At 59.5% G+C, this 22,560-nt stretch carries 20 protein-coding genes; 12 read left to right on the top strand and 8 right to left on the bottom strand.

What is annotated here, in order from left to right; all coding sequences use genetic code 11:
* Positions 1–7: 7 nt before the first annotated feature.
* Entirely contained in the window at positions 8–223 is a 216-nt protein-coding gene (locus ACT6QH_RS04395; protein ID WP_444973596.1) for a hypothetical protein, read from the top strand.
* 67 nt (positions 224–290) lie between these two features.
* Here ACT6QH_RS04395 and dprA read toward each other — a convergent pair whose 3' ends face one another.
* The 7 genes from dprA to ACT6QH_RS04360 all read right to left on the bottom strand — a co-directional run bounded on the left by dprA (position 291) and on the right by ACT6QH_RS04360 (position 7,164).
* Positions 291–1,391 carry a DNA-processing protein DprA gene (gene dprA / locus ACT6QH_RS04390; protein WP_444973595.1) on the bottom strand — a complete coding sequence of 367 codons (1,101 nt, stop codon included), beginning with the start codon at positions 1,389–1,391 and terminating at the stop codon, positions 291–293.
* Positions 1,392–1,438: 47 nt separating this feature from the next.
* Complete coding sequence (gene plsY / locus ACT6QH_RS04385; protein WP_444973594.1) at positions 1,439–2,047, bottom strand: glycerol-3-phosphate 1-O-acyltransferase PlsY; 609 nt, start codon at positions 2,045–2,047, stop codon at positions 1,439–1,441.
* A gap of 29 nt (positions 2,048–2,076) precedes the next feature.
* The gene (locus ACT6QH_RS04380) at positions 2,077–3,390 is read right to left on the bottom strand and encodes a dihydroorotase (protein ID WP_444973593.1); all 1,314 of its coding nucleotides are present in this window, start codon (positions 3,388–3,390) and stop codon (positions 2,077–2,079) included.
* Complete coding sequence (locus ACT6QH_RS04375; RefSeq protein ID WP_444973592.1) at positions 3,383–4,330, bottom strand: aspartate carbamoyltransferase catalytic subunit; 948 nt, start codon at positions 4,328–4,330, stop codon at positions 3,383–3,385. Before ACT6QH_RS04375 ends, ACT6QH_RS04380 begins: the two co-directional genes overlap by 8 nt.
* Before the next feature lie 592 nt (positions 4,331–4,922).
* A complete protein-coding gene (gene ruvX, locus ACT6QH_RS04370; protein WP_444973591.1) occupies positions 4,923–5,441 on the bottom strand; it encodes a Holliday junction resolvase RuvX in 519 nt (172 codons plus the stop codon).
* A gap of 20 nt (positions 5,442–5,461) precedes the next feature.
* Positions 5,462–5,956: a CinA family protein gene (locus ACT6QH_RS04365; protein WP_444973590.1), complete on the bottom strand. Its 495-nt coding sequence runs from the start codon at positions 5,954–5,956 to the stop codon at positions 5,462–5,464.
* Positions 5,953–7,164: a bifunctional 2-C-methyl-D-erythritol 4-phosphate cytidylyltransferase/2-C-methyl-D-erythritol 2,4-cyclodiphosphate synthase gene (locus ACT6QH_RS04360; protein ID WP_444973589.1), complete on the bottom strand. Its 1,212-nt coding sequence runs from the start codon at positions 7,162–7,164 to the stop codon at positions 5,953–5,955. Before ACT6QH_RS04360 ends, ACT6QH_RS04365 begins: the two co-directional genes overlap by 4 nt.
* Positions 7,165–7,458: 294 nt before the next feature.
* Here ACT6QH_RS04360 and dusB point away from each other — a divergent pair, with 294 nt between their 5' ends.
* The 11 genes from dusB (at position 7,459) to hflX (ending at position 21,333) form a co-directional block, all read left to right on the top strand.
* Complete coding sequence (gene dusB, locus ACT6QH_RS04355) at positions 7,459–8,433, top strand: tRNA dihydrouridine synthase DusB (RefSeq protein WP_444973588.1); 975 nt, start codon at positions 7,459–7,461, stop codon at positions 8,431–8,433.
* Positions 8,430–9,659, top strand: a complete 1,230-nt coding sequence (locus ACT6QH_RS04350) for a two-component system sensor histidine kinase NtrB (RefSeq protein ID WP_444973587.1) — start codon at positions 8,430–8,432, stop codon at positions 9,657–9,659. The genes dusB and ACT6QH_RS04350 overlap by 4 nt, the downstream gene beginning before the upstream one ends.
* A gap of 9 nt (positions 9,660–9,668) precedes the next feature.
* Positions 9,669–11,111: a nitrogen regulation protein NR(I) gene (gene ntrC / locus ACT6QH_RS04345; RefSeq protein ID WP_444973586.1), complete on the top strand. Its 1,443-nt coding sequence runs from the start codon at positions 9,669–9,671 to the stop codon at positions 11,109–11,111.
* 278 nt (positions 11,112–11,389) lie between these two features.
* Complete coding sequence (locus ACT6QH_RS04340; protein WP_444973585.1) at positions 11,390–13,627, top strand: sensor histidine kinase NtrY-like; 2,238 nt, start codon at positions 11,390–11,392, stop codon at positions 13,625–13,627.
* A gap of 2 nt (positions 13,628–13,629) precedes the next feature.
* Positions 13,630–15,000: a nitrogen assimilation response regulator NtrX gene (gene ntrX, locus ACT6QH_RS04335; RefSeq protein ID WP_444973584.1), complete on the top strand. Its 1,371-nt coding sequence runs from the start codon at positions 13,630–13,632 to the stop codon at positions 14,998–15,000.
* Between the two features lie 43 nt (positions 15,001–15,043).
* On the top strand, positions 15,044–15,589 hold the full coding sequence (locus tag ACT6QH_RS04330) for a hypothetical protein (protein ID WP_444973583.1): 546 nt from the start codon (positions 15,044–15,046) through the stop codon (positions 15,587–15,589).
* 156 nt (positions 15,590–15,745) lie between these two features.
* A complete protein-coding gene (trkA, locus tag ACT6QH_RS04325) occupies positions 15,746–17,122 on the top strand; it encodes a Trk system potassium transporter TrkA (RefSeq protein ID WP_444973582.1) in 1,377 nt (458 codons plus the stop codon).
* Between the two features lie 11 nt (positions 17,123–17,133).
* Positions 17,134–18,549, top strand: a complete 1,416-nt coding sequence (locus ACT6QH_RS04320) for a hypothetical protein (RefSeq protein ID WP_444973581.1) — start codon at positions 17,134–17,136, stop codon at positions 18,547–18,549.
* 33 nt (positions 18,550–18,582) lie between these two features.
* Positions 18,583–19,443 carry a D-amino-acid transaminase gene (locus tag ACT6QH_RS04315; protein WP_444973580.1) on the top strand — a complete coding sequence of 287 codons (861 nt, stop codon included), beginning with the start codon at positions 18,583–18,585 and terminating at the stop codon, positions 19,441–19,443.
* 161 nt (positions 19,444–19,604) lie between these two features.
* Positions 19,605–19,859 carry an RNA chaperone Hfq gene (hfq, locus tag ACT6QH_RS04310; protein WP_444973579.1) on the top strand — a complete coding sequence of 85 codons (255 nt, stop codon included), beginning with the start codon at positions 19,605–19,607 and terminating at the stop codon, positions 19,857–19,859.
* Positions 19,860–19,974: 115 nt separating this feature from the next.
* The gene (gene hflX / locus ACT6QH_RS04305) at positions 19,975–21,333 is read left to right on the top strand and encodes a GTPase HflX (protein ID WP_444973629.1); all 1,359 of its coding nucleotides are present in this window, start codon (positions 19,975–19,977) and stop codon (positions 21,331–21,333) included.
* 51 nt (positions 21,334–21,384) lie between these two features.
* Here the strand turns inward: hflX and mazG are convergent, their stop codons facing one another.
* Positions 21,385–22,212, bottom strand: coding sequence for a nucleoside triphosphate pyrophosphohydrolase (gene mazG, locus ACT6QH_RS04300; RefSeq protein ID WP_444973578.1), 828 nt, complete (start codon positions 22,210–22,212; stop codon positions 21,385–21,387).
* Between the last annotated feature and the right edge of the window lie 348 nt (positions 22,213–22,560).

The following is a 22,560-nucleotide window of genomic DNA, read 5'->3' as shown; positions in this document are numbered from 1 at the left end:
GATCGGTTTGATGAACAAACCCACAGATCACGCCTTGCCAGATGATCCCGTCATGTTTGCGGCATATGTTGCCTCAATCAGCGGTGAACTTGCACGCATTTCACGGGAAAATGGCCTGTCGACTCTGGCTTACATTCTTGAGATGGCACGGCTGGAAGCACGCAATATCACCTTGACTGAACAGGATGCCAGCGCAGAGCAGCAAACAGCGCAGACCAATTGATGGAGAGAGCGGGGGCTCCTCCATCAAGAATGATTCTAATGTAGATTCATGCCAAGGGCTACTCAGTTCAACGAAGCGCGATAAGGCCCGTGCCGGGCCGATCAATCCGGCCAGCCAGCTCAAGTTCAAGCAATGCGGCCTGTATTTCAGGGGCGCCAAAACCTGACAGCCTCACCAGATCGTCGATCGAAACAGGGGCTGGGCCCAGAAGCATTGAGAGCCGAGAGCGCACATCATCATCTGGATTCGGAACAGGTGGGAAAAGCGCGGGCGCAGCTGACGCATCCGCAATGGATGGCACGTGCCCGTCGGCCATTGGCGACAGGACATCCAGAATGTCCTGAGCACAGCTAACAAGAGTCGCCCCTTGTCGGATCAGGCTGTTTGTTCCTTCCGCACGCGGATCAAGTGGTGAGCCGGGCACTGAAAAAACCTCGCGCCCTTGCTCATTCGCCAAACGCGCTGTGATGAGAGAGCCGGAGCGCAGAGCGGCTTCGACCACCACCACGCCATAAGACATGCCCGACACCAGTCTGTTCCGACGTGGAAAATCTCTGGCGCGCGCTTCCCAGTTGAGGGGCATTTCGGAGACCACAGCGCCTTCTTCGGCTATCCGCTCCATCAACGCCAGATTCTGGGGCGGGTAGGGGCGCGCCAAGCCTCCAGCCAGCACAGCAACAGTTGATGTGCCGAGGCTGGCTTCATGTGCAATGGTGTCTATGCCGCGAGCAAGGCCGGAAGCAATTGTCCAGCCGGCAAGGCCCAGATCACGGGCTAGACGACTGGCAATCGTGCGCCCAGCCGCAGAGGCATTTCGCGCGCCGACAATCGCGACCATATGGTTCCGCAAAATATCCGGGCGGCCTCGGACCGCAAGAAGCGGTGGCGCATCATCCAACATGCGTAGGGCTTTCGGATATTCCGCCTCCCCCAGCGCAACCAGACGGCCGCCCAACGCTTCCAGCGCTGCAATCTCATCCTCTGCTTCTGAGACCGAAGGGTTGCGAGGCGGGAGTAACCTGCCACCCCTGTGCGCCAGGGCTGGCAATGCCTCAAGGGCTGCGGCCGCCCCTCCAAACTGGTTCAGAAGCGCGCGAAATGTGCGAGGGCCGACATTCTCAGTTCGAATCAGACGCAGCCAATCCCGCCTTTGGGCGGGAGAAAGCATTGAATCTATGGGAAAAACGGCTGAGACGGGCTGCATTTTCAGGACAATCAGCCCTTCGCACCAATTTTGCCCTCAGTGCCATTCAGCAGGCGGGCAATATTCTGGTGATGTTTCAGCCAGAGCAGCACGGTGAGAGCCGCCAGAAGCCCGGCGATATGGAGGTCACCCAGCAGCCAGAGCGTAACAACCGTGGCAACCGAGGCTACCAAGGCTGCGAGAGACGAATAACGCGTGGTGAAGGCCACCAAAAGCCAAGCTATGGCAAAGGCGGCAGCACCTTGCCAAGCTAGGCCCAGCGTGATGCCCAGAAAAGTGGCTACGCCCTTGCCACCACGGAAGCGCAGCCAGACCGGGAAAATATGCCCAACGAAAGCACCAAAGCCGGCAGCCAGCGCAGCCGAATAACCCAGAAAGTGAGATGCGAGCAGAACAGCAGCTGTGCCCTTCAGGGCATCGCCCAGCAGGGTCAGCGCCGCCAGATCCTTCCGCCCGGTGCGCAGCACATTGGTGGCGCCGATATTGCCAGATCCAATCCCGCGAATATCGGCGGTGCCGGCAGAGCGAGTCAGAAGCAGCCCGAAGGGGATCGAGCCCAGCAGATAACCCAGAATCAGGGCGAGGGGATGCCCCATCGCTTGCGGCAGATCAGCGAGCATGAGAGGCCCTCTGCGCCGGCTGGGTGAACTCAAGCGTATTCATAGACAACATTCCCCGCAACAATGGTGCGCAGAACCCGCCCCATGAGACGAGCGCCATCAAACGGAGTGTTGCGGGAGCGGGACTTAAGCGAGGCCGGATCCAGCACAAAGGGCATATCCGGATCAAGAACCATGACATCCGCAGGCGCACCAGGACGCAATGTTCCAGCATCCAGGCCCAGAAGCTGAGCCGGACGGGTGGAGAGGGTCGCCAGCATGGTGCCAAGATCCACTGCGCCGGCATGCACGAGGCGCAGGGCCGCTGGAAGAAGGGTTTCAATGCCGGCTGCACCAGGCTCCGCCTCGGAGAAGGGCAGGCGTTTGCCTTCCACATCCTGCGGGGTGTGATCGGAAACCACCACGTCGATCAGGCCCGATCCAATGGCGCGGATCAGGGCCTGCCGATCATCTTCGGTCCTCAACGGCGGGCGCAGCTTGAAATAGGTGCGGTAGCCGGCAATATCCAGCTCATTGAAACACAGATGGTTGATTGAGGCCGAAGCCGTGATAGGTAGCCCAGCCTCTTTCGCCCGCGCCAGAACCTCCAGCGATTCGATGCAGGTGAGGGCGGCGGCGTGATAACGCCCGCGAGCATCGCCCACAAGGCGGACATCCCGTTCCAGAATGATGGTTTCAGCTGATTTGGGTACACCGGAGAGCCCCAGACGGGAAGCGAACTCGCCTTGGTTCATATCCCCGCCGGAGAGGGTTGAATCCTCTGTATGGTGCACGATCAGCGCATCAAAATCACGGGCATAGGTCAAAGCACGGCGCAGAACACGCGCGTTCATCACCGAGCGATGACCATCCGTGAAGGCGACCGCTCCTGCCGCCTTCAGCAGACCCATTTCCGTCATTTCCTCACCCTTGCGGGCCTTGGTGATGGCGGCCATGGGGTGAATATGCACCACGGCAGTATCCCGCGCACGGCGCAGGATGAAGTCCACGATGGCGGGTTCATCCACCATTGGGGCTGTATCCGGCTGGCAGACGAGGGTCGTTACCCCTCCTGCTGCCGCAGCATGGCTGGCGCTGGCCAGTGTCTCCAGATGCTCGAAACCGGGCTCACCCACAAAGGCGCGCATGTCGACCAGGCCGGGCGCGACGACGGCACCCTTGCAGTCAACCAGCTCGGCCCCATCGGGAATGCCGGCGCTGGCAATACCGGCTGCGGCATCTTTCACGACACCTTCGGCCAGAAAGACATCGCCGCGAAAATCCGCCCCACGGGAAGGGTCGATCACACGGGCATTGGCGAGCAGGAGCGGGCGCGGCTCCACAGAAGGGCGGGCATCACGCATTGGGCAACTTCCGGGCAAGGGTATCGAGCACGGCCATGCGCACGGCCACACCCATTTCCACCTGCTCGCGAATAAGCGAGCGCGGACCATCGGCAATGTTGGAACTGATTTCCACACCGCGATTCATGGGGCCGGGATGCATCACCAGCACATCCGGGCTGGCGCGCCGCAGCTTGGCTTCATCCAGCCCGTAATAATGAAAATATTCCCGCACAGAGGGTATGAAGGAGCCACTCATGCGTTCCCTCTGAAGGCGCAGCATCATCACGATATCCGCGCCATCCAGTCCCTGCTCCATGGAGTGGAACACCTCCACGCCGAAATTCTCGATGCCGGCGGGCAGAAGGGTCGATGGCGCGACAAGACGCACGCGGGCCCCCATCTTCGCGAGTAGCAGCATGTTGGAACGGGCCACGCGCGAGTGAAGAACATCCCCGCAAATGGCGACGACCAGATTTTCGAGCTGCCCTTTGTTTCGGCGAATGGTCAGCGCATCCAGAAGCGCCTGCGTGGGATGCTCGTGGGAGCCATCCCCGGCATTGACCACGCAGCAATCCACCTTGCGGGCCAGCAGCGCCACCGCACCGGATGACTGATGGCGCACCACCAGAATATCCGGATGCATGGCGTTGAGCGTGATGGCGGTATCCACCAGCGTCTCACCCTTCTTCACGGAAGATGAGCCGACGGACATGTTCATCACATCCGCCCCAAGCCGTTTCCCCGCTATTTCGAACGAGGATTGGGTGCGGGTGGAATTCTCGAAAAAGAGGTTGATCTGGGTGCGCCCGCGCAGCGTGGCGCGCTTCTTCTCAACCTGCCTGTTGAGTTCAACGAACTCTTCGGCAAGGTCGAGCAGACCCGTGATCTCACCGGCGGAAAGGGCCTGAATACCGAGAAGATCCCGGCCCGAGAGTGTGAATGCTGGAGCAGATGGCATGGCAGAGCGAGGCATATCCCCAGTGTGGCTCTGCGACAAGCCGCATGAGCCTGTTACAGGCCGGAATTCGTTCAGGTTGGATGTCTGCAAAAGTGCTGCGCAGCATCATGCCTTATTTTTGCTGGGTCGGATGCTGATATTTTCGTTATGGAGCAAATTTCAAAACCAGTGGAGAAAGGCCGATGCGGGGACTGAAGGCAGGATTGCGGAACACCGCTATGTTCCTCGTACTTTTCACGGGCTTTGCTTCTCCGGCTGTAGCCCAGGATGAGCCGGGAAGCACCTCTCAGAGCTGGTCCCGCACTTATGGAATCGGCGCTTGTGTGAACTGTGCCGGTGGTACCGGTATTGTCACGGGAGAAAAGGCCGGGCGCGAAGTGCTGGGCATTACGTCTGGTATCATGGGTGCTCTGAGCGCCCCCTTCATGCCCCAAGCTGAGGCGCCCCCTCCTGAGGTTTTTACCCAGAATCCGCCAGCGGGGAAAAATTGCTGGGTTGATCCCGGTGCAGGTCAAAAAGGCTATTGGGCGAGCTGTCCCACAATCCGGCACTGATGCTCTTTCATTACGAGCGAAAAAGCCAGCCACTCGAATCAAAAGGTGTCTTCTGATTCATCGCCATCAGGGCCGGCCTGATGCGCCAGAAAATCAATCGCCCCCTCCAGAATGAAGGCTGCGGCGTGCTGATCCACCACCGCTGCCCGTTTGGCGCGGCTGACATCGGCGGAAATCAGCGCCCGCTCTACCGCGACGGTTGAAAGGCGCTCATCCCAGAGCGCGATCGGGAGTGTGGTGAGCTTGGAGAAATTGCGCGCGAAAGTGCGGCTGGCCTGTGCCCGAGGCCCTTCCGAGCCGTCCATGTTCAGCGGCAGGCCCAAAACAAAACCGACAGCCCGCCGCTCTTCGGCAAGCACCAGAAGCCGCTGGGCATCCGCCGTGAATTTGGTGCGCCTCACGGTCTCCACAACAGTCGCCAGTCGCCGGTCTGGATCACAACTGGCGACGCCGATGGTTTTCGTGCCGAGATCCAGCCCCAGAAGCGCGCCGCGTGCCGGCAGGGCGGAGGCCAGTTCGGCCAATGGACCGACAAGAGCGGCGACGGGGCTATTCATGGGTTTTTCCTGGCTATCGTTCATACGCGTGCGGCTTCATCCAGCATGTCGAGCGCAACCAAAATTGCGGCCCGACGTACTTCATCGCGCCCCAACTCACCAAAGCACATTTTGCGATGGCTGATGTGCCCGTTTTTCAGGGCGCAGGCGAAATGCACAAGGCCAACAGGCTTTCCGGCAGAGCCTCCGCCTGGCCCGGCAATTCCGGTGATGGAAACGGCGACGTCCACGCCAGCCGCTTTGCAGGCCCCCCTGGCCATGGCCCGCGCGGTTTCCTCGCTCACCGCACCATGCGCCGCCAGCACGGTTTCAGGCACGTCCAGCATACTCATTTTGGCAGCATTGGAGTAGGTGACAAAACCCCGGTCGACGACATCCGAAGAACCCGGCAAAGCCGTCAGGGCACCGGCGACAAGGCCACCCGTACAGGATTCTGCTGTTGCCAGTGTCCAGCCGCAGGCGCGAAACGCCTTCAGAACCACATCGGCGCGGCCATAAATCTGCGCATCAATCATGCGTCACCTTCGGAAAAAGGCAGGCGAATGGTCGCGCTGGCCATGGCTGCAATGCCTTCCCGGCGGCCGGTGAAGCCCAGCTTTTCGCTTGTCGTGGCTTTCACGCTGATGCGGGCAGCCGGAATATCGCAAATGGCGGAGATGGATGCGCGCATGGCTTCACGATGCGGGCCGATTTTGGGGGCTTCGCAGATCAGCGTCAGATCGAGATGCGCAATGCGCCCGCCCAGCGACCGCACCTTGTCAACTGCATGGCGCAGGAAGCGATCCGATGACGTGCCCTTCCATTGCGGGTCCGATGGCGGAAAATGCGAGCCGATATCCCCGTCACATAACGCCCCCAGCAGGGCATCAGTCAGGGCGTGCAGGCCGACATCCGCATCTGAATGGCCGGAGAGGCCGGCGCTGTGGGTTATGGTGACGCCCCCCAGAATGACATGATCCCCCGGAGCAAAGGCGTGGACATCAAAGCCTGTTCCGGTGCGCACATCGCCAAGGCTGGCCCAGGAGGGAGTACTCTTCTGCTGAGCAACAGGGGCTGCCATACGGGCCTTCTCCATATCTTCCACGGATGTAAGCTTCATATTCGCAGCCTCACCCTCAAAGGTGAAAACGGGCTGTCCGGCCCATTCCATCACTGCGGCATCATCCGTAAGGTTGCGAATGCCGGCCTGTGCCGCAGCCTCATGGGCGGAGTGCAACAAATTGTAACGGAAGGATTGCGGCGTCTGAACGGTGCGCAGGGCATCTCTCTGGAGTGTGGCGACGACTTGGCCTTCGGCATCCACCTGCTTGATGGTATCTGTAACCGACAGCACGGGAATAGCCGCCCCATGTTCCCCGGCAGCCTTTATGGCCCGCGCCAACAGGGCAGGGGTGGCGAAGGGGCGGGCGGCGTCGTGCACCAGTACCAGCTCAGGCGCGTGTCCGGCCAGAACCTTCAGGCCGGCATGAACGGATTCCTGCCGTGTTGCGCCACCTTCCACGGGAGTGAGTATTTTCTCCAGGCCGATTGCGGCTTGCGCAAACAGATCCGCGTCATTCAGGTGGATAACGGGCAGAATGGCCGTGATGCCCGGCATGTTGGCGAACAGGCGCAATGTGTGGCGCAAGATCGGCTCACCAGCCATCTGGTGATATTGCTTGGGCAATCCGCCGCCTGCACGGGTGCCACGGCCCGCAGCGACAATGATGGCGACACAGCTCATAACGCCTCATTCCTGTTAGAGTGCGTGTTGAAGCCTTTTGTGTTCCTCAGTGCAAGAGGTTGGTTTTCGGCAAGAGGCAAACTGAGACGATTGTCATTTTGCGCAGCCTGCGCCGCAATTTGTGATGACACGGGCCTGTTTTGAATGGCAATGCACTTGCATCATCCTTGAGTGTGTCTAGAATTAAGGCACAAACGGAGTGGCCCACTTTCTGTGCAGATATTCCAGTCTTCTCAGCCCCCCGCCCTGCGGATCGGCCCGCACACCCTGCCAAACGCCGTGGTTCTGGCCCCGATGGCAGGCATTACTGATGCGCCAGTGCGGCGCATGGCGGTGCGCTATGGGGCTGGGCTGGTGGTTTCCGAGATGATCGCCAGCGCGGCCCTGATGGAAGATCATCCAGAAATGATGTTGAAGGCCGAAGGGCAGGGTGTGCCTCTTCATGTGGTGCAGATTGCCGGGAATGATCCCTACTGGATGGGAGAGGCCGCCCGGCGGGCCGAGGCGGCAGGCGCCCATATTATTGATATCAATATGGGCTGCCCAGCCAAGCGGGTGACAACAGGAGCTGCCGGCTCCGCCCTGCTGCGCAATTTTCCTCTGGCTCGCGAGATTATTCAGGCCGTACGCGCAGCCGTGCAGGTGCCTGTTACGGTGAAGACCCGGCTGGGGTGGGATGAAAACAGCCCGACAGCCATTGATCTGGCACGTATGGCTGAGACAGAGGGGCTCTCACTGGTTACAATTCACGGGCGCACACGTTGCCAGTTCTACAAGGGGCAGGCGGATTGGGCGGCCATCCGTCCTGTGGTTGAGGCCGTGAAGATTCCAGTGCTGGCGAATGGCGATCTGACACGCGTGGAAGATACCCCGGCCATGCTTGCCGCCTCTGGTGCGGCAGGCGTCATGATCGGGCGCGGTGCGCAGGGGCGGCCCTGGTTTCCGGGGCAGGCTGCGGCTTTTCTGGCGAGCGGGCAGGCGATCCCTGCTCCGCCTCTGGCCGAACAGCGCGATGTTCTTCTGGAATTATATGAGGCTTGGCTTTCCCTTTATGGCTCAGCCCTTGGTGTGCGGCAGGCGCGCAAGCATATAGGCTGGGCTCTGGAAGCGGCCTCTGAAACAGTTTTTGCTCCATCGCAGGATGATGCGGCGGGCAAGGCATGGTCCCGCAACTGGCGTCAGCGTTTGCTGACTTGTGAAGACGCCGGGGCCGTGAAAGCGGGCATTACAGATGCCTTTGACGAACTCATGTGGAGGGCGGCGGCATGACGGCAGGGTCCGGCAAGGCCGACAGCAATAGCAAGACCGACATGCAGGGCCGACACGGCCTTGAGAACAACATGACCGGGCTGCCCCCACCAGACAGAAAGCCCCTTTCAGCTTCAGCACTGACACAGGCTTCTCCCGGCCTGAGCGCCGCCATTCTGGATGCCGTACCTCACCCTCTTTTCACAATTGGGGAGAACGGGCATGTGGTGGAGGCCAATGTTGCTGCGGAATCCTTCTTTCAGGTCAGCGCCCCGCTTTTGCGCCGGCGTCCCTTCTCGGATTTCGTACCCTTTGGCACACCGCTGCTGGAACTGATCGACCAGGTGCGTGAGCGCGGAGCGCCCGTGAATGAGTATCGTGTGGATCTGGGCACCCCGCGCAATGGCGGTGAGCGGATCGTGGATATTCACGTCGCGCCGGTGGCTTATCGTGCTGGCCATGTGGTGGTGATGTTGCAGGAGCGCACCATTGCCGACAAGATGGACCGGCAACTCACCCATCGCGGAGCCGCGCGGTCTGTCACCACATTGGCGGCCATGCTGGCGCATGAGATCAAGAACCCGCTTTCCGGCATTCGCGGTGCGGCGCAATTGCTCGAACAGTCCGTCGATGATCAGGACCGGGCTCTCACCCGCCTGATCTGCGATGAGGCAGACCGCATCGTGAAGCTGGTGGACCGCATGGAAGTGTTCTCCGATGAGCGCCCGGTAGAGCGCGAGCCGGTGAACATTCATGCTGTTCTGGAGCATGTGCGCACACTTGCGGCATCGGGATTCGGGCGAAATATCCGTTTCGTGGAGGATTACGATCCTTCACTGCCCCCGGTTTATGCAAACCGCGACCAACTTGTGCAGGCTTTCCTCAATCTGGTTAAAAATGCGGCAGAAGCCGTTGACGGAATGCCGGATGGAGAGATCCAACTCACCACGGCTTTCCGTCCCGGTGTGCGTCTGACCATTCCTGGTGCATCCAGCCGTGTGAGCCTGCCGCTTGAGTTTTGCGTGCGTGATAACGGTCGCGGCGTGCCGGATGATCTCATCCCGCACCTGTTTGATCCCTTCGTGACCACCAAACCCACCGGAAGTGGCCTGGGTCTTGCTTTGGTTGCCAAGATCATTGGTGACCATGGCGGCCTCGTTGAGTGCGAAAGCCAACCCCGCCGCACCACATTCCGCGTGCTTCTGCCCATGTATCCGGGCGGTGGCGCACGTCCCGAATCCAGATGAGGTTCCCATATGCCAAGCGGAAGCATACTGGTTGCAGATGATGATGCCGCGATCCGCACGGTGCTCAACCAGGCTCTCTCACGAGCCGGTTATGAGGTGCGCACCTGCGGCAATGCTGCCACTCTCTGGCGATGGGCCAGCCAGGGAGATGGCGACCTGATTATCACCGATGTGGTGATGCCCGATGAAAACGCCTTCGATTTGCTGCCCCGCATCAAGAAGGCAAGGCCGGATCTCCCGGTCATTGTCATGAGTGCACAAAATACATTCATGACCGCCATCCGGGCCTCAGAGCGTGGCGCTTATGAGTATCTGCCCAAGCCCTTCGATCTGAAGGAGCTGATTTCCATCGTCGGCCGCGCTCTGGCTGAACCCCGCAAATCCTATAATGGCGCTCTGGGCGGGGAAGATCAGGAGAACATCCCGCTGGTGGGCCGCTCGGCCGCCATGCAGGAGATCTATCGTCTGCTGGCCCGCCTGATGCAGACCGATCTCACGGTGATGATCGTGGGCGAGAGTGGTACCGGCAAGGAACTGGTGGCGCGAGCCCTGCACGATTATGGCAAACGTCGCAGTGGTCCTTTCGTCGCCATCAATATGGCGGCCATTCCGCGAGACCTCATCGAGAGCGAGCTGTTTGGTCACGAGAAAGGCTCGTTCACAGGGGCCACGGCGCGCAATCCCGGCCGGTTTGAGCAAGCAGAAGGTGGCACGCTGTTTCTGGATGAAATCGGCGATATGCCGATGGAGGCCCAGACGCGCCTGCTGCGCGTCCTCCAGCAGGGTGAATACACCACTGTTGGCGGTCGTACTCCCATCAAGACTGACGTGCGGATCATTGCCGCTACCAACAAGGATTTGCGCACGCTGATTCAGCAGGGCCTTTTCCGTGAGGATCTGTTCTTTCGGCTGAATGTGGTGCCCCTGCGGCTGCCCCCCCTGCGGGAGCGTGCGGAGGATGTGCCAGATCTGATGCGTCACTTCTTCCGCATGGTGGAGCGGGAAGGGTTGCCCGCCAAGCAGATTGATGCCGCTGCTCTTGAAAAGCTGAAGCACTATCGCTGGCCCGGCAATGTGCGCGAGCTGGAAAATCTTGTGCGCCGGCTGGCTGCGCTTTATCCGCAGGATGTCATCACGCCAGCCATCATTGATGCCGAACTGGTGGAGTCCAAGCCGGGCGTCGCCGGTGAGGAAAGCCAGGCGGAGACGACGCTGGCGGGTTCTGTTGAACGGCACCTCAACAGTTATTTCGCCGGGTTTGGAGATGATCTTCCACCTCCGGGGCTTTACCACCGCATTTTGAAGGATGTGGAATATCCCCTGTTATCAGCCGCTTTGGCGGCGACGCGGGGAAACCAGATCAAGGCGGCAGAACTGCTGGGGTTGAACCGGAACACCCTGCGCAAGAAGATTCGTGATCTGGATATCCAGGTGATCCGCACCAATCGTTGATTTTCCTGAGGTTGCGAGGATTAAGCCCGCCCGGTCATTGGCACAGACGCCTTTGACCGGGCGGGCTTTGGCGTTGAACAACTGTAAAATGCATGCAGAGGTTCTATCGCACCTCCAGAGGTGCTTGAATGTCGTTTTTTTGCTCTTCCAGAGACAATGCTGGGTGCAAATCGGCTTCAGGCTGGCGCATGTCACATTTTTGCACCAGTGTCGTTTCAAAGCGCTCTGACCAGCGGCACATGCGCCGCGCCGATACCGGGAGAAGGGCCATCACAAGCATGATGAACGCGCCAGCCGAAGATGGCCCACCGCTGCTTCAGCGCAAGCGCAGCCTGTTTGCCCGCTTGTTCGTGCCAGTCATCATGGTGCTGTCGCTGGCCTCGGCCGTCGCCACATTCCTCATTCTCATGGGGCTCACCTCCATTGTGCCAACCCCTGAGGTGGTCATCATCTCGCTGACGGCCTGTGGCGTCGCAGGGCTGGTCTTGCTGATTGTTATCGCATTCGAATTGTGGCGAATGCTGCGGGCCCGCATGAGGGGCAGGGCCGGGGCCCGGCTTCTGGTGCGTATCGTGGGGCTGTTTGCGATCGTTGCAGTCGTTCCGGCTCTGGTTGTGGCCATTGTCGCCAGCCTGACACTGGATCGCAGTCTGGACCGCTGGTTCTCCAGTCGCACACAGGCTATTGTGGTGACTGCGGGCTCCGTGGCGCAAGCCTATGTGCGCGAGCATGCGCTTTCCATTCGCGGTGACGTTCTGGCCATGGCCAACGACATGTCGCGACTGAAAGCCCTGTACAAGTCTGATCCTGAAAAGTTCCGCGAGATTCTCACCGCTCAGGCAGCGTTGCGCAATGTGCCGGGCGCCCAGATCATCCGCCGTGACCGTTCCGTTGTTGAGCGCGCCAATCTGCGTACGGAGCGGGAATATCTGGTACCCATCAACATCGCCATCAATGAAGCCACCGAAGAGCAGCCCATCATCTATCTGCCTTCGGATGCCGATTTCGTCAGTGCCGTCGTACCCCTGAAGGAATTTGACGATCTCTTCCTCTATGTGGCCCGGCCCATTGATCCGCGCGTCATTGGCTATCTCAAGATCACCAGCGATACGTTGCGGGATTTTCAGGCGTTGGAAGAGCGGCGTTTCAATGTGCAGCTCGCCTTTGCCATCATGTATGCCCTCATCACGCTTATCGTGCTGCTTTCAGCCATGTGGGTGGCCATCAATTTCTCGCGCTGGCTGGTGGCGCCCATTCGTCGCCTGATGTGGGCGGCGGACAGGGTGGCCGCGGGCAATCTGGATGTGCAGGTGCCCGTCAACCGGGCCGAGGGGGATCTCGCCTCGCTGGGAGCCACCTTCAACAACATGACGGCTGAGCTGAAGACCCAGCGCAACGATATTGTCCGCGCCCGAGACCAGATTGACAGCCGCCGCCGCTTCACAGAGGCCGTTCTTGCCGGTGTGGGGGCGGGAGTAATTGGCTTGGACGCGGATGAGCGGGTCACCATAGCCAATCGTTCTGCCGAACGTCTTCTGGGTTTGAGCGAAGTTGAGGCTCTTGGCCGTAAATTGGCCGAAGTTGCGCCGGAAACCGCCGCCATTCTTGCTGAAGCAGAGAGTGCGGGAGAGCGGATTGTGCAGGGGCATATCACCGTGCAACGCAATGGGCGCGAGCGCATTCTCGCCGTGCGTGTCACCACCGAACAATCTGCCGAGGGGGACCATGGCTGGGTGGTGACGATGGACGACATCACAGCCCTTGTGAATGCGCAGCGTACAGCCGCATGGGCGGATGTGGCCCGTCGCATCGCCCATGAAATCAAGAATCCACTGACCCCCATCCAGCTTTCGGCCGAGAGGCTGAAGCGCAAATATGGAAGGCATATCGAGCGTGACCGGGATGTGTTCGACCAGTGCACGGATACCATCATCCGTCAGGTCGGTGACATTGGCCGCATGGTGGATGAATTTTCATCCTTTGCCCGCATGCCCAAGCCGGTCGTGGATTCGCAGGATATGGCAGAGACCCTTCGCCAGACCGTGTTCCTCATGCGGGTGGGCAATCCCTCCGTTGAGTTTGACATGGAGCTGCCGCAGGCCATGCCGGCCCGCTTTGACCGGCGCCTTGTTTCTCAGGCGCTGACCAATCTTCTCAAGAATGCCTGTGAGGCCATTGAGGCCGTGCCGGAAGCGGAGCGCGGGCAGGGGCGCATCCGCATCAAGGCGGAACAGGTGGGAGAAAATCTCATTATCGACATCATCGACAACGGCATGGGGCTGCCGCAGGACAAGCGCAGCAGGCTGCTGGAGCCTTATGTCACCACGCGTGAAAAAGGGACGGGGCTTGGCCTCGCCATCGTCGGAAAAATCATGGAAGAGCACGGCGGTTCCATCCAGTTGAATGATTCACCCGATGGGCGGGGCGCATGGGTGCATCTGCGCCTGCGCGTGGACGGGCGACCCTCAGAACAAGCATCGGCCACGGCCGCAACCAGCGAAACCGGGAGGGCCTGAGCATGCCGATGGACATTCTGATCGTCGATGATGAGGCCGATATTGGCGAACTGGTCGCGGGTATTCTGGAGGATGAGGGCTACAGTGCCCGCACCGCCCGTGATGCGGATGGCGCGCTGGCCGCTATCGCCAACCGTCGGCCGAACATGATCTTTCTGGATATCTGGCTGCAAGGCAGCCGGCTGGATGGTCTTGAGCTGCTCAATGAGATCAAGGCCCAGTATGCCGATATTCCGGTGGTGATGATCTCCGGTCATGGCAATATTGAAACGGCCGTCGCGGCCATCAAGCGTGGCGCCTATGACTTCATAGAAAAGCCGTTCAATGCCGATCGTCTGGTGATGGTGGCCGAGCGGGCTCTGGAAACCCTGCGTCTGAAGCAGGAGTTGAAGGAGCTGAAACAGCTTGCGCCCAATGCTCGCATGATGGTCGGCCGCTCCAGCACCATCCAGCAGCTGCGCAATACGATTGAGCGGGTTTCTCCCACCAACAGCCGCATTCTCATTGTGGGCCCCTCCGGCGCAGGCAAGGAACTGACAGCCCGCATGATCCATGCCGGCTCTGGTCGTGCGCAGGGGCCATTCGTGGTGCTCAATGCCGCAGCTATCACGCCGGAGCGGCTGGAAGTGGAGCTGTTCGGCGTCGCGGAAGGTGAGGATGGCGAGGGCAAGCGTGGCGCCCTGGAAGAAGCCCATGGCGGCACTCTCTTCCTCGATGAAATCGCCGATATGCCCCGTGAAACGCAGAGCCGGGTTCTGCGTGTTCTGGTGGAGCAGACCTTCTCGCGGGTTGGCTCAAATGAGCGCATCAGTGTGGATGTGCGCATCATCTCTTCCAGCGCCCGAAATCTGGAAGAGGAGATTGCGCGGGGCATGTTCCGGGAGGATCTCTACCATCGCCTCTCGGTGGTGCCTATCCGCGTGCCGCCTCTGGCGGAGCGTCGGGAGGATATTCCCGATCTGGTTGATTTCTTCGTCGATACCATTTCGCAAACCACCGGCATGCCTCGCCGCCCCATTGGTGAAGACGCCATGGCAGTGCTTCAATCCCATGACTGGCCGGGTAATGTCCGCCAGTTGCGCAACAATGTGGAACGCCTGCTGATTCTGGCGGGTGGAGACCCGGAAGGCACCATCACCGCCTCCATGCTGCCGCCGGATGTCGGCGCGCTTGTGCCCAGCCTGCCCAATGGCAATGGGGGAGAGCATCTCATGGGTCTGCCTCTGCGTGAGGCCCGTGAAGTGTTTGAGCGGGAGTATCTGGCGGCGCAGATCAATCGCTTCGGGGGCAACATCTCCCGGACGGCCGAGTTCGTTGGCATGGAGCGTTCCGCGCTACATCGCAAGCTGAAGGCGCTTGGAGTCGGCGGCTGAGCCATCCATGGCGTTTGAAAGGGCGGGGGCCCGGTGAGGGGACATGCAAAAGGCTCTGAAGATTGCTGTACTCGGCTGTTTCCTCTCGCCCTTTCCTGCTGTGGCCGAAACTGGACTGAGGCGTGAGCCATCAGCCGTTCCGGCCCAGCCTGTCCTTCAAGAGAAGGCCGCACCGCCTTCCATACAAGTTGTCGGGCGTAAATCGATTTATTCCAGAGAAGAGATTGCGCGCGCCATTGCAGCGTTTCGCGCCTATTGCCAGCCCCTTGGCGGCGACGCCTGGAATGAGTTGACCAATATCACCGCACGCATCACCCCGGAGTTCGCCCCGGAGCGTCAGGCGAAGGGATGGAAGACATCCATTCATCTTGCAGTGACACTTCCGCGCGAGACCAATCTTATTCCCGCAGATAATCGCAAGCTGGGAAAACTGGGCGGGCGCACGCTGTATTTTTTCATGGGTGGCGCTTCCGGTCCGGGTGTATTTGTGAACCAGCGCGAAGCGCGCTTTTTGTGTGGAATGGATGATTATCAAACCGGAGCGACGGGTTTCATCCCTATTCTGGAGCTGGATTTTCTCAATCGCTGACGCTTGAGACCCACTCTTTCCCCAAGCTGCGCAGGTCGGACTCGTCAATTTTGCAAAGGCAGCATAGCCTGCCGCTTGAGATGCCGGCCCAATGGCCGGCCTGATATGGGCGCAAAGCGGCACGGGCCGGGCATTTGCGGGCTGCAAGGGGGCTTCATGCGAGTCGTTATCTGCGGGGCGGGGCAGGTCGGATTCGGCATCGCCGAGCGTCTCGCCGCCGAGCAGAATGATGTTTCCATCATTGATTCAGATGCACGTCAGATTCAGATGGTGACAGAACAGCTGGATGTGCGCGGCATTGTTGGCTGGGGGGCTCATCCAGATGTGCTGGCCCGCGCGGGTATTGATCAGGCGGACATGATTATCGCCGTCACCTTGCATGACGAGGTGAATATGGTTGCCTGCCAAGTGGCGCATGCCTTGTTCAATGTGCCCACAAAGGTGGCCCGCATTCGTGCCCAGACCTATCTCGCGCCGGAATGGAGTGACCTTTTCTCGCGGGATCACCTGCCGATTGATGTGGTGATTTCACCTGAAATCGAAGTCGGTGAAATGGTTTTGCGTCGGCTCTCTCTGCCCGGCGCCATTGATACTGTGAGCTTCGCGGATGGCGCCATTGTGGCTGCCGGCGTGGTGTGTCGTGAAGATTGCCCCATTGTCGATACACCGCTGAACCAGCTCACCCAGCTCTTCCCCGAGGCGCAGGCAACGATTGTTGCCGTGAGCCGGGAAGGAAAAACCATCGTCCCCACAGCGCTGGAACAGTTGCAGGTTGGCGATATAGCCTACTTCGTCACCCAGGCGGATCAGGTTCAGCGCACGCTCTCCATCTTTGGCTATGATGAATTGCCGAGCCAGCGCATCCTCATCGCCGGGAGTGGCAATATTGGCTATTATGTTGCCAGAGAGCTGGAACGGCGCAATCCGCTCGCGCGTATCAAGCTGATTGAGAAAAACCGTGCGAAGGCGCAAGAGGCGGCAGAGCATCTGAATCGCACCGTGGTGCTGAATGGTGATGCGCTGGATCAGTCCATTCTGGATGAGGCTGGTGTGGGTGAAGCGGACATCATGGTGGCTCTCACCAATGATGACCGCATCAACATTCTCTCTTGTCTTCTGGCACGCCAGCTTGGGGCGCGGCGCATTCTGGCGCTGCTGAACGAGCAGGGCTATGCCGCCTTTGCGCGCGGGCTGGGTATTGATGCTCATGTCAATCCACGCCAGATCACGGTTTCACGCGTGTTGCAGCATGTGCGGCGCGGGCGTATCCGCGGGGTCCATGCGCTGCTGGATGGCTCAGGCGAACTGATTGAAGCTGAGGCGCTGGAAACCTCTCCGCTAGTTGGTAAGCAGTTGCGGGATCTTGATACGCTGGATGGATTGCGTATCGGGGCCATTCTGCGCGATGGCAAGGTGATGCAGCCGCGGGGCGATATGGTGGTGCGCGCCAATGACCGGGTGGTGTTGTTTGCCCTTGCAGAACGTATCAAGCGGGTGGAGCAATTGTTCCGCGTCGCGCTTGAGTTCTTCTGAATCGTACGGCGATGATTAATTCTGCTCGCCCTCTTTCCGGCGCTCTGGCTGCCATTGGTGCAATGGCTATTCTGCCGGCTATTGTTTCTGCGCGCACCGGGCAAGCCCATGCGCCGGTTTTTCTGGCCACGGCCGCTTTCTGTATTTTTCTGGCGGGCGCTTTGCGCTTTACGACAGAAGGCAGCACTTTTCGGTTTCGGCGCGCTGACGGGCTGGTTGGGCTGACGCTTCTGTGGCTGGTGCCCCCGCTGGCCGCAACACCGGCAATTGCCGTTGTTTCCGGTCTTCCGCCCCTCGCCGCATGGCTGGAGGCTGTCTCTGCCTTCACCGCAACGGGTCTGACGGCGGTGGATCGGGCCCCCGCCAGCCTTTATGTGTGGTTTGCCCTGCTGCAATGGGCAGGTGGGCTGCTGACATTGGCTTCCGTCGTCGCTGTTATCGCCCCAACCGGCTTGGGGGGTCTTCCAGATAGAGCCCCTCGTGGTGGCATGGCGCCGGATGTGGTGGATTTGCGCAGCGTGTTGCACGAGATTGTACCGCTTTATGTCGGCGGCACTGTGCTTGCCCTGCTGGCTCTGGTGGTGAGCGGGCAGAGTTTTTATGTCTCTTTCACGCTGGCCTCTGCGGTGTCTTCCGCCGGAGCGCATCTGCCACCGGAAGCCCGGCTCGCCTTGGCAATTGATAGCAGCCCGAAATGGCTTCTCATGCCATTTTTGCTCTGGAGTGCGACCAGCATTCTATGGCACCGGACCTTGTTTTCACGCCGTCTGAACAATTCGCCGGAGCAGAAGGAAAGCCTTGTTTTGCTTCTGTGGTGGGGTGGACTGGGGATACTCATCGGAGCCATTCTTGTTCGCACTCTTGATTTGCCACCATTTCTGGCCGTGCGGGATGGCTTTTTCAGTGCCGCTTCACTCATTGCCACGAGTGGTATCGGGCCGCATGATGGCAGCTATCGCAATCTGCCATTGTTGCTGGTGATCTTTGTGGTGTTGCTCGGCGGCGGTGCGCTTTCCGTTGCGGGCGGGCTGAAGATGATGCGCCTGCGCGCCATGCTGTTGCGTGCCAGGGGTGATCTGTTGCGTCTGGTTTATCCCAATCTGGTGCAGCCGGCAGCGTTGGAGCAAGGTGATATCAGTTCCTCCATGCGTGGAGTGTGGGTAGCGCTGGCAACATTGTTCACTACATTCGGCCTCTGCATCATTGCTCTCAGCCCAGGTCTGCCCAATCTGGATGCAGCCTTGGCTGCGGCTGCGGCTGTGGTTTCAAATACCGGCCCGGTCTATGATGCTGGCGGAGTTGATTGGCCCAGCCTTTCTACTTTGCCGACAGGCTCGGTGATTGTGGCCGGTCTGGCCATGGTGGCCGGGCGTTTGGAACTTGTGGGCTTGTTCGTCACCCTTCATTTCGCCTTCTGGCGCACTTGAAAACAAGAAAAGCTCGAAAGGGCTGAAAGTCTCATGTCGCGCATTGCCTATGTCAATGGCCGTTATGTTCCCCACGGTGCGGCTCAGGTTCATGTGGAAGACCGGGGCTATCAGTTTGCTGATGGCGTGTATGAGGTTTGCGAGGTGCGAAACGGGCACCTGATCGACATGCGCCTTCATCTCGACAGGCTGGATCGTTCGCTTGCAGCCTTGCGCATTCCATCTCCCATGAGCCGGGCCGCGCTTGAACGGGTGCTGAAGGAAACCGCGCGCCGCAACAGGGTGCGCAATGGTCTTGTCTATCTGCAAATCACACGAGGCGTGGCCCCTCGCGACCAGGTCTTTCCTCCGGCAGGCACTCCACCGGGTATTGTGGTGACAGCCCGCGCCCTTAACTCGGCCGCTCGCCAGAAGGCCGCCGCTGAAGGCATACGTGTTATCAGCCTGCCGGATAATCGCTGGGAGAGGGTCGATATCAAGACCGTCGGCCTTCTGCCCAATGTGCTGGCGAAACAGGCCGCCAGGGAGGCTGGCGCCCAGGAAGCCTGGTTAGTGGATGCAAACGGCTTTGTCACTGAAGGCGCTTCCAGTAATGCATGGATCGTGACCCTGGCCGGAACTTTGGTGACCCGACCGGCAGAGCATGGCATCTTGCGGGGCATAACCCGCACCGTGGTTATGGAAGAGGCTGCGGCACTGGGACTGGCTCTGGAAGAGCGCGCCTTTACTCTCAGGGAAGCTCACGAAGCTGCCGAGGCGTTTATTACCGCTGCTACAGCGCTGGTGATGCCCGTGGTTCAACTGGATGGCCGGCCAATAGGGCAGGGCGCGCCCGGTCCTGTTGCCTGTCAACTCAGGCAACAGTTTCATGACTTTGCCGAGATTTGTCCTTAATGTATAGCTTTGCACGCAGGGGAACAGGCTATGCCTTATGGCAAAAGACGGTTGCACTGCTTCTGGGCTGTGTCATTTTAGACCAATAAACTCCCGCAGGCGTGCCCAGCATTTCTGATGCTTCGCAAGCGGGTCTCACGCCGAAACAAATGGATACGAATATGGCGGCGGAACGGACACAGAATCTTCAGGACACGTTTCTCAATCATGTCCGCAAGAGCAAGACACCCCTCACCATCTTTCTGGTCAATGGGGTCAAACTCCAGGGCGTTGTGACCTGGTTCGATAATTTCTGCGTGCTGCTGCGTCGGGATGGGCATTCCCAACTCGTCTACAAGCATGCCATTTCTACCATCATGCCGGGACAGCCGGTTCAACTCTTTGACCCAACAGACGATCATTCCGAGAGGGCCTGAGCCCGTGGAGCCGCGCTCCGATACGCCATATGAAAATACACCGGACAGGGAGGAGCAGAGCGGTACTGCACCCGCTTCTTCCGAACGTGCTGTAGAGCCGCGCGCCGAGGCGCCAGTGCAAGGGGTGGACCATCGTGTTCACCCCACACGTTGTGCGGTCATCACGCCTTATCTGACAAAACGTGCCCGCAATGCAGGCGCTGAACGCCGGGCCCCGGAAGCCCGGCTGGATGAGGCCGTGGGGCTTGCCGCCGCGATTGAATTGCATGTGGTGCATTCTGCACTCGTCTCGCTGCCTGAAATCAAGCCTGCAACCTATCTGGGGGGCGGTAAGGTTGATGAGGTGGCGGAGATCGTGAAGACGGAGGAAATTGATCTCGTCTTCTTTGATGCGGCCCTCACGCCGGTTCAGCAGCGCAATCTTGAAAAGGCATGGTCCACCAAGGTGGTGGACCGGACAGCCTTGATTCTGGAGATCTTCGGCAAACGTGCCCGGACACGTGAAGGTGCGTTGCAAGTCGAGCTTGCCCACCTGAACTACCAACGCTCTCGCCTCGTCCGTTCCTGGACCCATCTGGAACGGCAGCGCGGTGGCTTTGGCTTTCTGGGTGGCCCCGGTGAAACGCAGATTGAGGCTGACCGCCGCATGATCGGCGAGCGCATTGTGCGCATCGAGAAGGATCTGGAGCAGGTCAAACGCACGCGCGGCCTTCATCGGGCCAGTCGCAAAAGAGTACCTTATCCTGTGGTGGCTCTGGTGGGCTACACCAATGCTGGCAAATCCACCCTTTTCAACCGGCTAACCCGTGCAGAGGTGATGGCGCAGGATCTTCTCTTCGCCACGCTGGACCCAACCCTGAGAGCCGTGGATCTGCCGCATGGCACCCGCATTATCCTGTCGGATACGGTGGGCTTCATCTCGGAGTTGCCAACACAGCTTGTTGCGGCTTTCCGGGCCACGCTGGAAGAGGTGCTGGAGGCGGATCTGGTATTGCATGTGCGCGACATTTCCCACCCGGATAGCGAAGCGCAGGCACATGATGTGGCAGATGTGCTGGAGGATCTGGGGGTTGATCCCGCTCCGGGCGGTCGCGTTGTTGAAGTCTGGAACAAGATTGACAGGTTGACGGCGGAACAGCTGGAACAGCTTGAAAATCAACGACAGAGACAGGATGGGGCCGGTGGTCCCGTTGCGGTTTCTGCTTTGACAGGTGAGGGGGCTGGTCAGCTTCTTGATCTGATCGAGCATCACATCACAGCTGGTCGCGCCATGCTGCATGTTGAACTGGATGCAGGAGATGGCGAAGGCTTGGGCTGGTTGTATCGCCATGGTGAGGTTCTGGAGCGCAACATAGATGATGGGGGCACCCTGCATGTTGTTCTGCGCATTTTGCCAGAGCGCGTACCGCTGGTGACACGCCGTTTCGGCACCGGGGCCGTTCGTGTCTCTCCAGAGGCACATAGTCAGACTTGAAAGCATATGAGAAAAGGGCAGGGCTTCCGCCCTGCCCTTTGGAAGACAAGCTCAGCTTTCCTGGCGCTTTGCCTGCTGCCACAGGGCTTCCATTTCTTCCAGAGATGCGACCTCTGGCGCGCGATTCTCGGCTTCAAGCATCTGCTCAATATAACGAAAGCGGCGTGTGAACTTCTCATTGGTGCCACGCAAGGCGCGCTCCGGCTCCACACCTGCGTGACGCGCCAGATTGACGACCGCGAACAGCAGATCTCCAATCTCTTCACGAATGGCCTCAGGCCCACCTTCGCTGAGGGCTTCTTCCACCTCATCCGTTTCTTCGCGGATTTTCGCGAGAACGGCATGAGCATCATTCCAGTCAAACCCCACGCTGCTGGCTTTTTCCTGCAATTTTAAAGCTCGGGTCATGGCCGGCAAGGGCAGGGCGATGCCTCCCAGTACACCCTTTTCTTCCTCTTTCGGAGGCAGGCCAGCAGCCGCGCGTTTATCGGCCTTCAATCGCTTTTCTTCGGCTTTGATGCGCGCCCATATGCCCTTCACCTCATTGGGAGACAGCTGACGCGCCTCTCCAAAGACGTGCGGGTGACGCCGTGTGAGCTTTTCCGAAATGCTACCCACCACATCATCAAATGAGAAATGTCCGACCTCTTCCGCCAGACGAGCATGAAAGACCACCTGAAATAGCAGGTCACCCAGCTCCTCTTGAAGATCCGCCATATCCCCGCGCGAGATGGCGTCAGCAACCTCATACGCCTCTTCCAGCGTATAAGGGGCTATGGTTTCGAAGGATTGCTCCAAATCCCACGGGCAGCCGGTTTGTGGGGTACGCAACGCCTCCATAATGGCAAGCAGATGGGCAATATCATTGGCGGACGCCATGGCTCTATCCCTGATGGCCGAATGTCAGGCGCTTATAGCATTTTAGATGCGCCGGGGTTCACAGTGACACTGTAGATCCGGGGCAGGGCGCGGCAGCAGGATACAGACTGCTGCTCTCCGATTTCCAGCTGTTCTGAAAGCGCGTCACATATCATGGCTCGGGAGCTGAAGGCCATCTGGTTGCTCAAAAGAAATTCGCAGAAGATATATTATGGAACATTCAATGAGGGGCGGGATCAGTTATTAACGAATATGGCAATTGCGGCAACCGGCACAATGTCAGCATTAACCATATGCGTCATGCCAAATAGCCCCACTTTTTCAATGGACTCGAGGCGCGACTTATCA

This window comes from Haloleucobacter albus, from assembly GCF_052492075.1.
Note: the sequence above shows the minus strand (reverse complement) of the source record. Positions and strands in the feature narration are given on the sequence as shown.

Coding starts and splice junctions, on each gene's coding strand:
- ntrX (WP_444973584.1), top strand. CDS start 13,630: ATGCCGATGGACATTCTGATCGTCGATGATGAGGCCGATATTGGCGAA.
- mazG (WP_444973578.1), bottom strand. CDS start 22,212: ATGGCGTCCGCCAATGATATTGCCCATCTGCTTGCCATTATGGAGGCG.
- trkA (WP_444973582.1), top strand. CDS start 15,746: ATGCGAGTCGTTATCTGCGGGGCGGGGCAGGTCGGATTCGGCATCGCC.
- hfq (WP_444973579.1), top strand. CDS start 19,605: ATGGCGGCGGAACGGACACAGAATCTTCAGGACACGTTTCTCAATCAT.
- ruvX (WP_444973591.1), bottom strand. CDS start 5,441: ATGAATAGCCCCGTCGCCGCTCTTGTCGGTCCATTGGCCGAACTGGCC.
- dprA (WP_444973595.1), bottom strand. CDS start 1,391: ATGCTTTCTCCCGCCCAAAGGCGGGATTGGCTGCGTCTGATTCGAACT.
- ACT6QH_RS04350 (WP_444973587.1), top strand. CDS start 8,430: ATGACGGCAGGGTCCGGCAAGGCCGACAGCAATAGCAAGACCGACATG.
- ACT6QH_RS04320 (WP_444973581.1), top strand. CDS start 17,134: ATGATTAATTCTGCTCGCCCTCTTTCCGGCGCTCTGGCTGCCATTGGT.
- ACT6QH_RS04365 (WP_444973590.1), bottom strand. CDS start 5,956: ATGATTGATGCGCAGATTTATGGCCGCGCCGATGTGGTTCTGAAGGCG.
- ACT6QH_RS04375 (WP_444973592.1), bottom strand. CDS start 4,330: ATGCCATCTGCTCCAGCATTCACACTCTCGGGCCGGGATCTTCTCGGT.
- ACT6QH_RS04340 (WP_444973585.1), top strand. CDS start 11,390: ATGATGAACGCGCCAGCCGAAGATGGCCCACCGCTGCTTCAGCGCAAG.
- ACT6QH_RS04380 (WP_444973593.1), bottom strand. CDS start 3,390: ATGCGTGATGCCCGCCCTTCTGTGGAGCCGCGCCCGCTCCTGCTCGCC.
- plsY (WP_444973594.1), bottom strand. CDS start 2,047: ATGCTCGCTGATCTGCCGCAAGCGATGGGGCATCCCCTCGCCCTGATT.
- dusB (WP_444973588.1), top strand. CDS start 7,459: ATGGCAGGCATTACTGATGCGCCAGTGCGGCGCATGGCGGTGCGCTAT.
- ntrC (WP_444973586.1), top strand. CDS start 9,669: ATGCCAAGCGGAAGCATACTGGTTGCAGATGATGATGCCGCGATCCGC.
- ACT6QH_RS04360 (WP_444973589.1), bottom strand. CDS start 7,164: ATGAGCTGTGTCGCCATCATTGTCGCTGCGGGCCGTGGCACCCGTGCA.
- ACT6QH_RS04330 (WP_444973583.1), top strand. CDS start 15,044: ATGCAAAAGGCTCTGAAGATTGCTGTACTCGGCTGTTTCCTCTCGCCC.
- ACT6QH_RS04315 (WP_444973580.1), top strand. CDS start 18,583: ATGTCGCGCATTGCCTATGTCAATGGCCGTTATGTTCCCCACGGTGCG.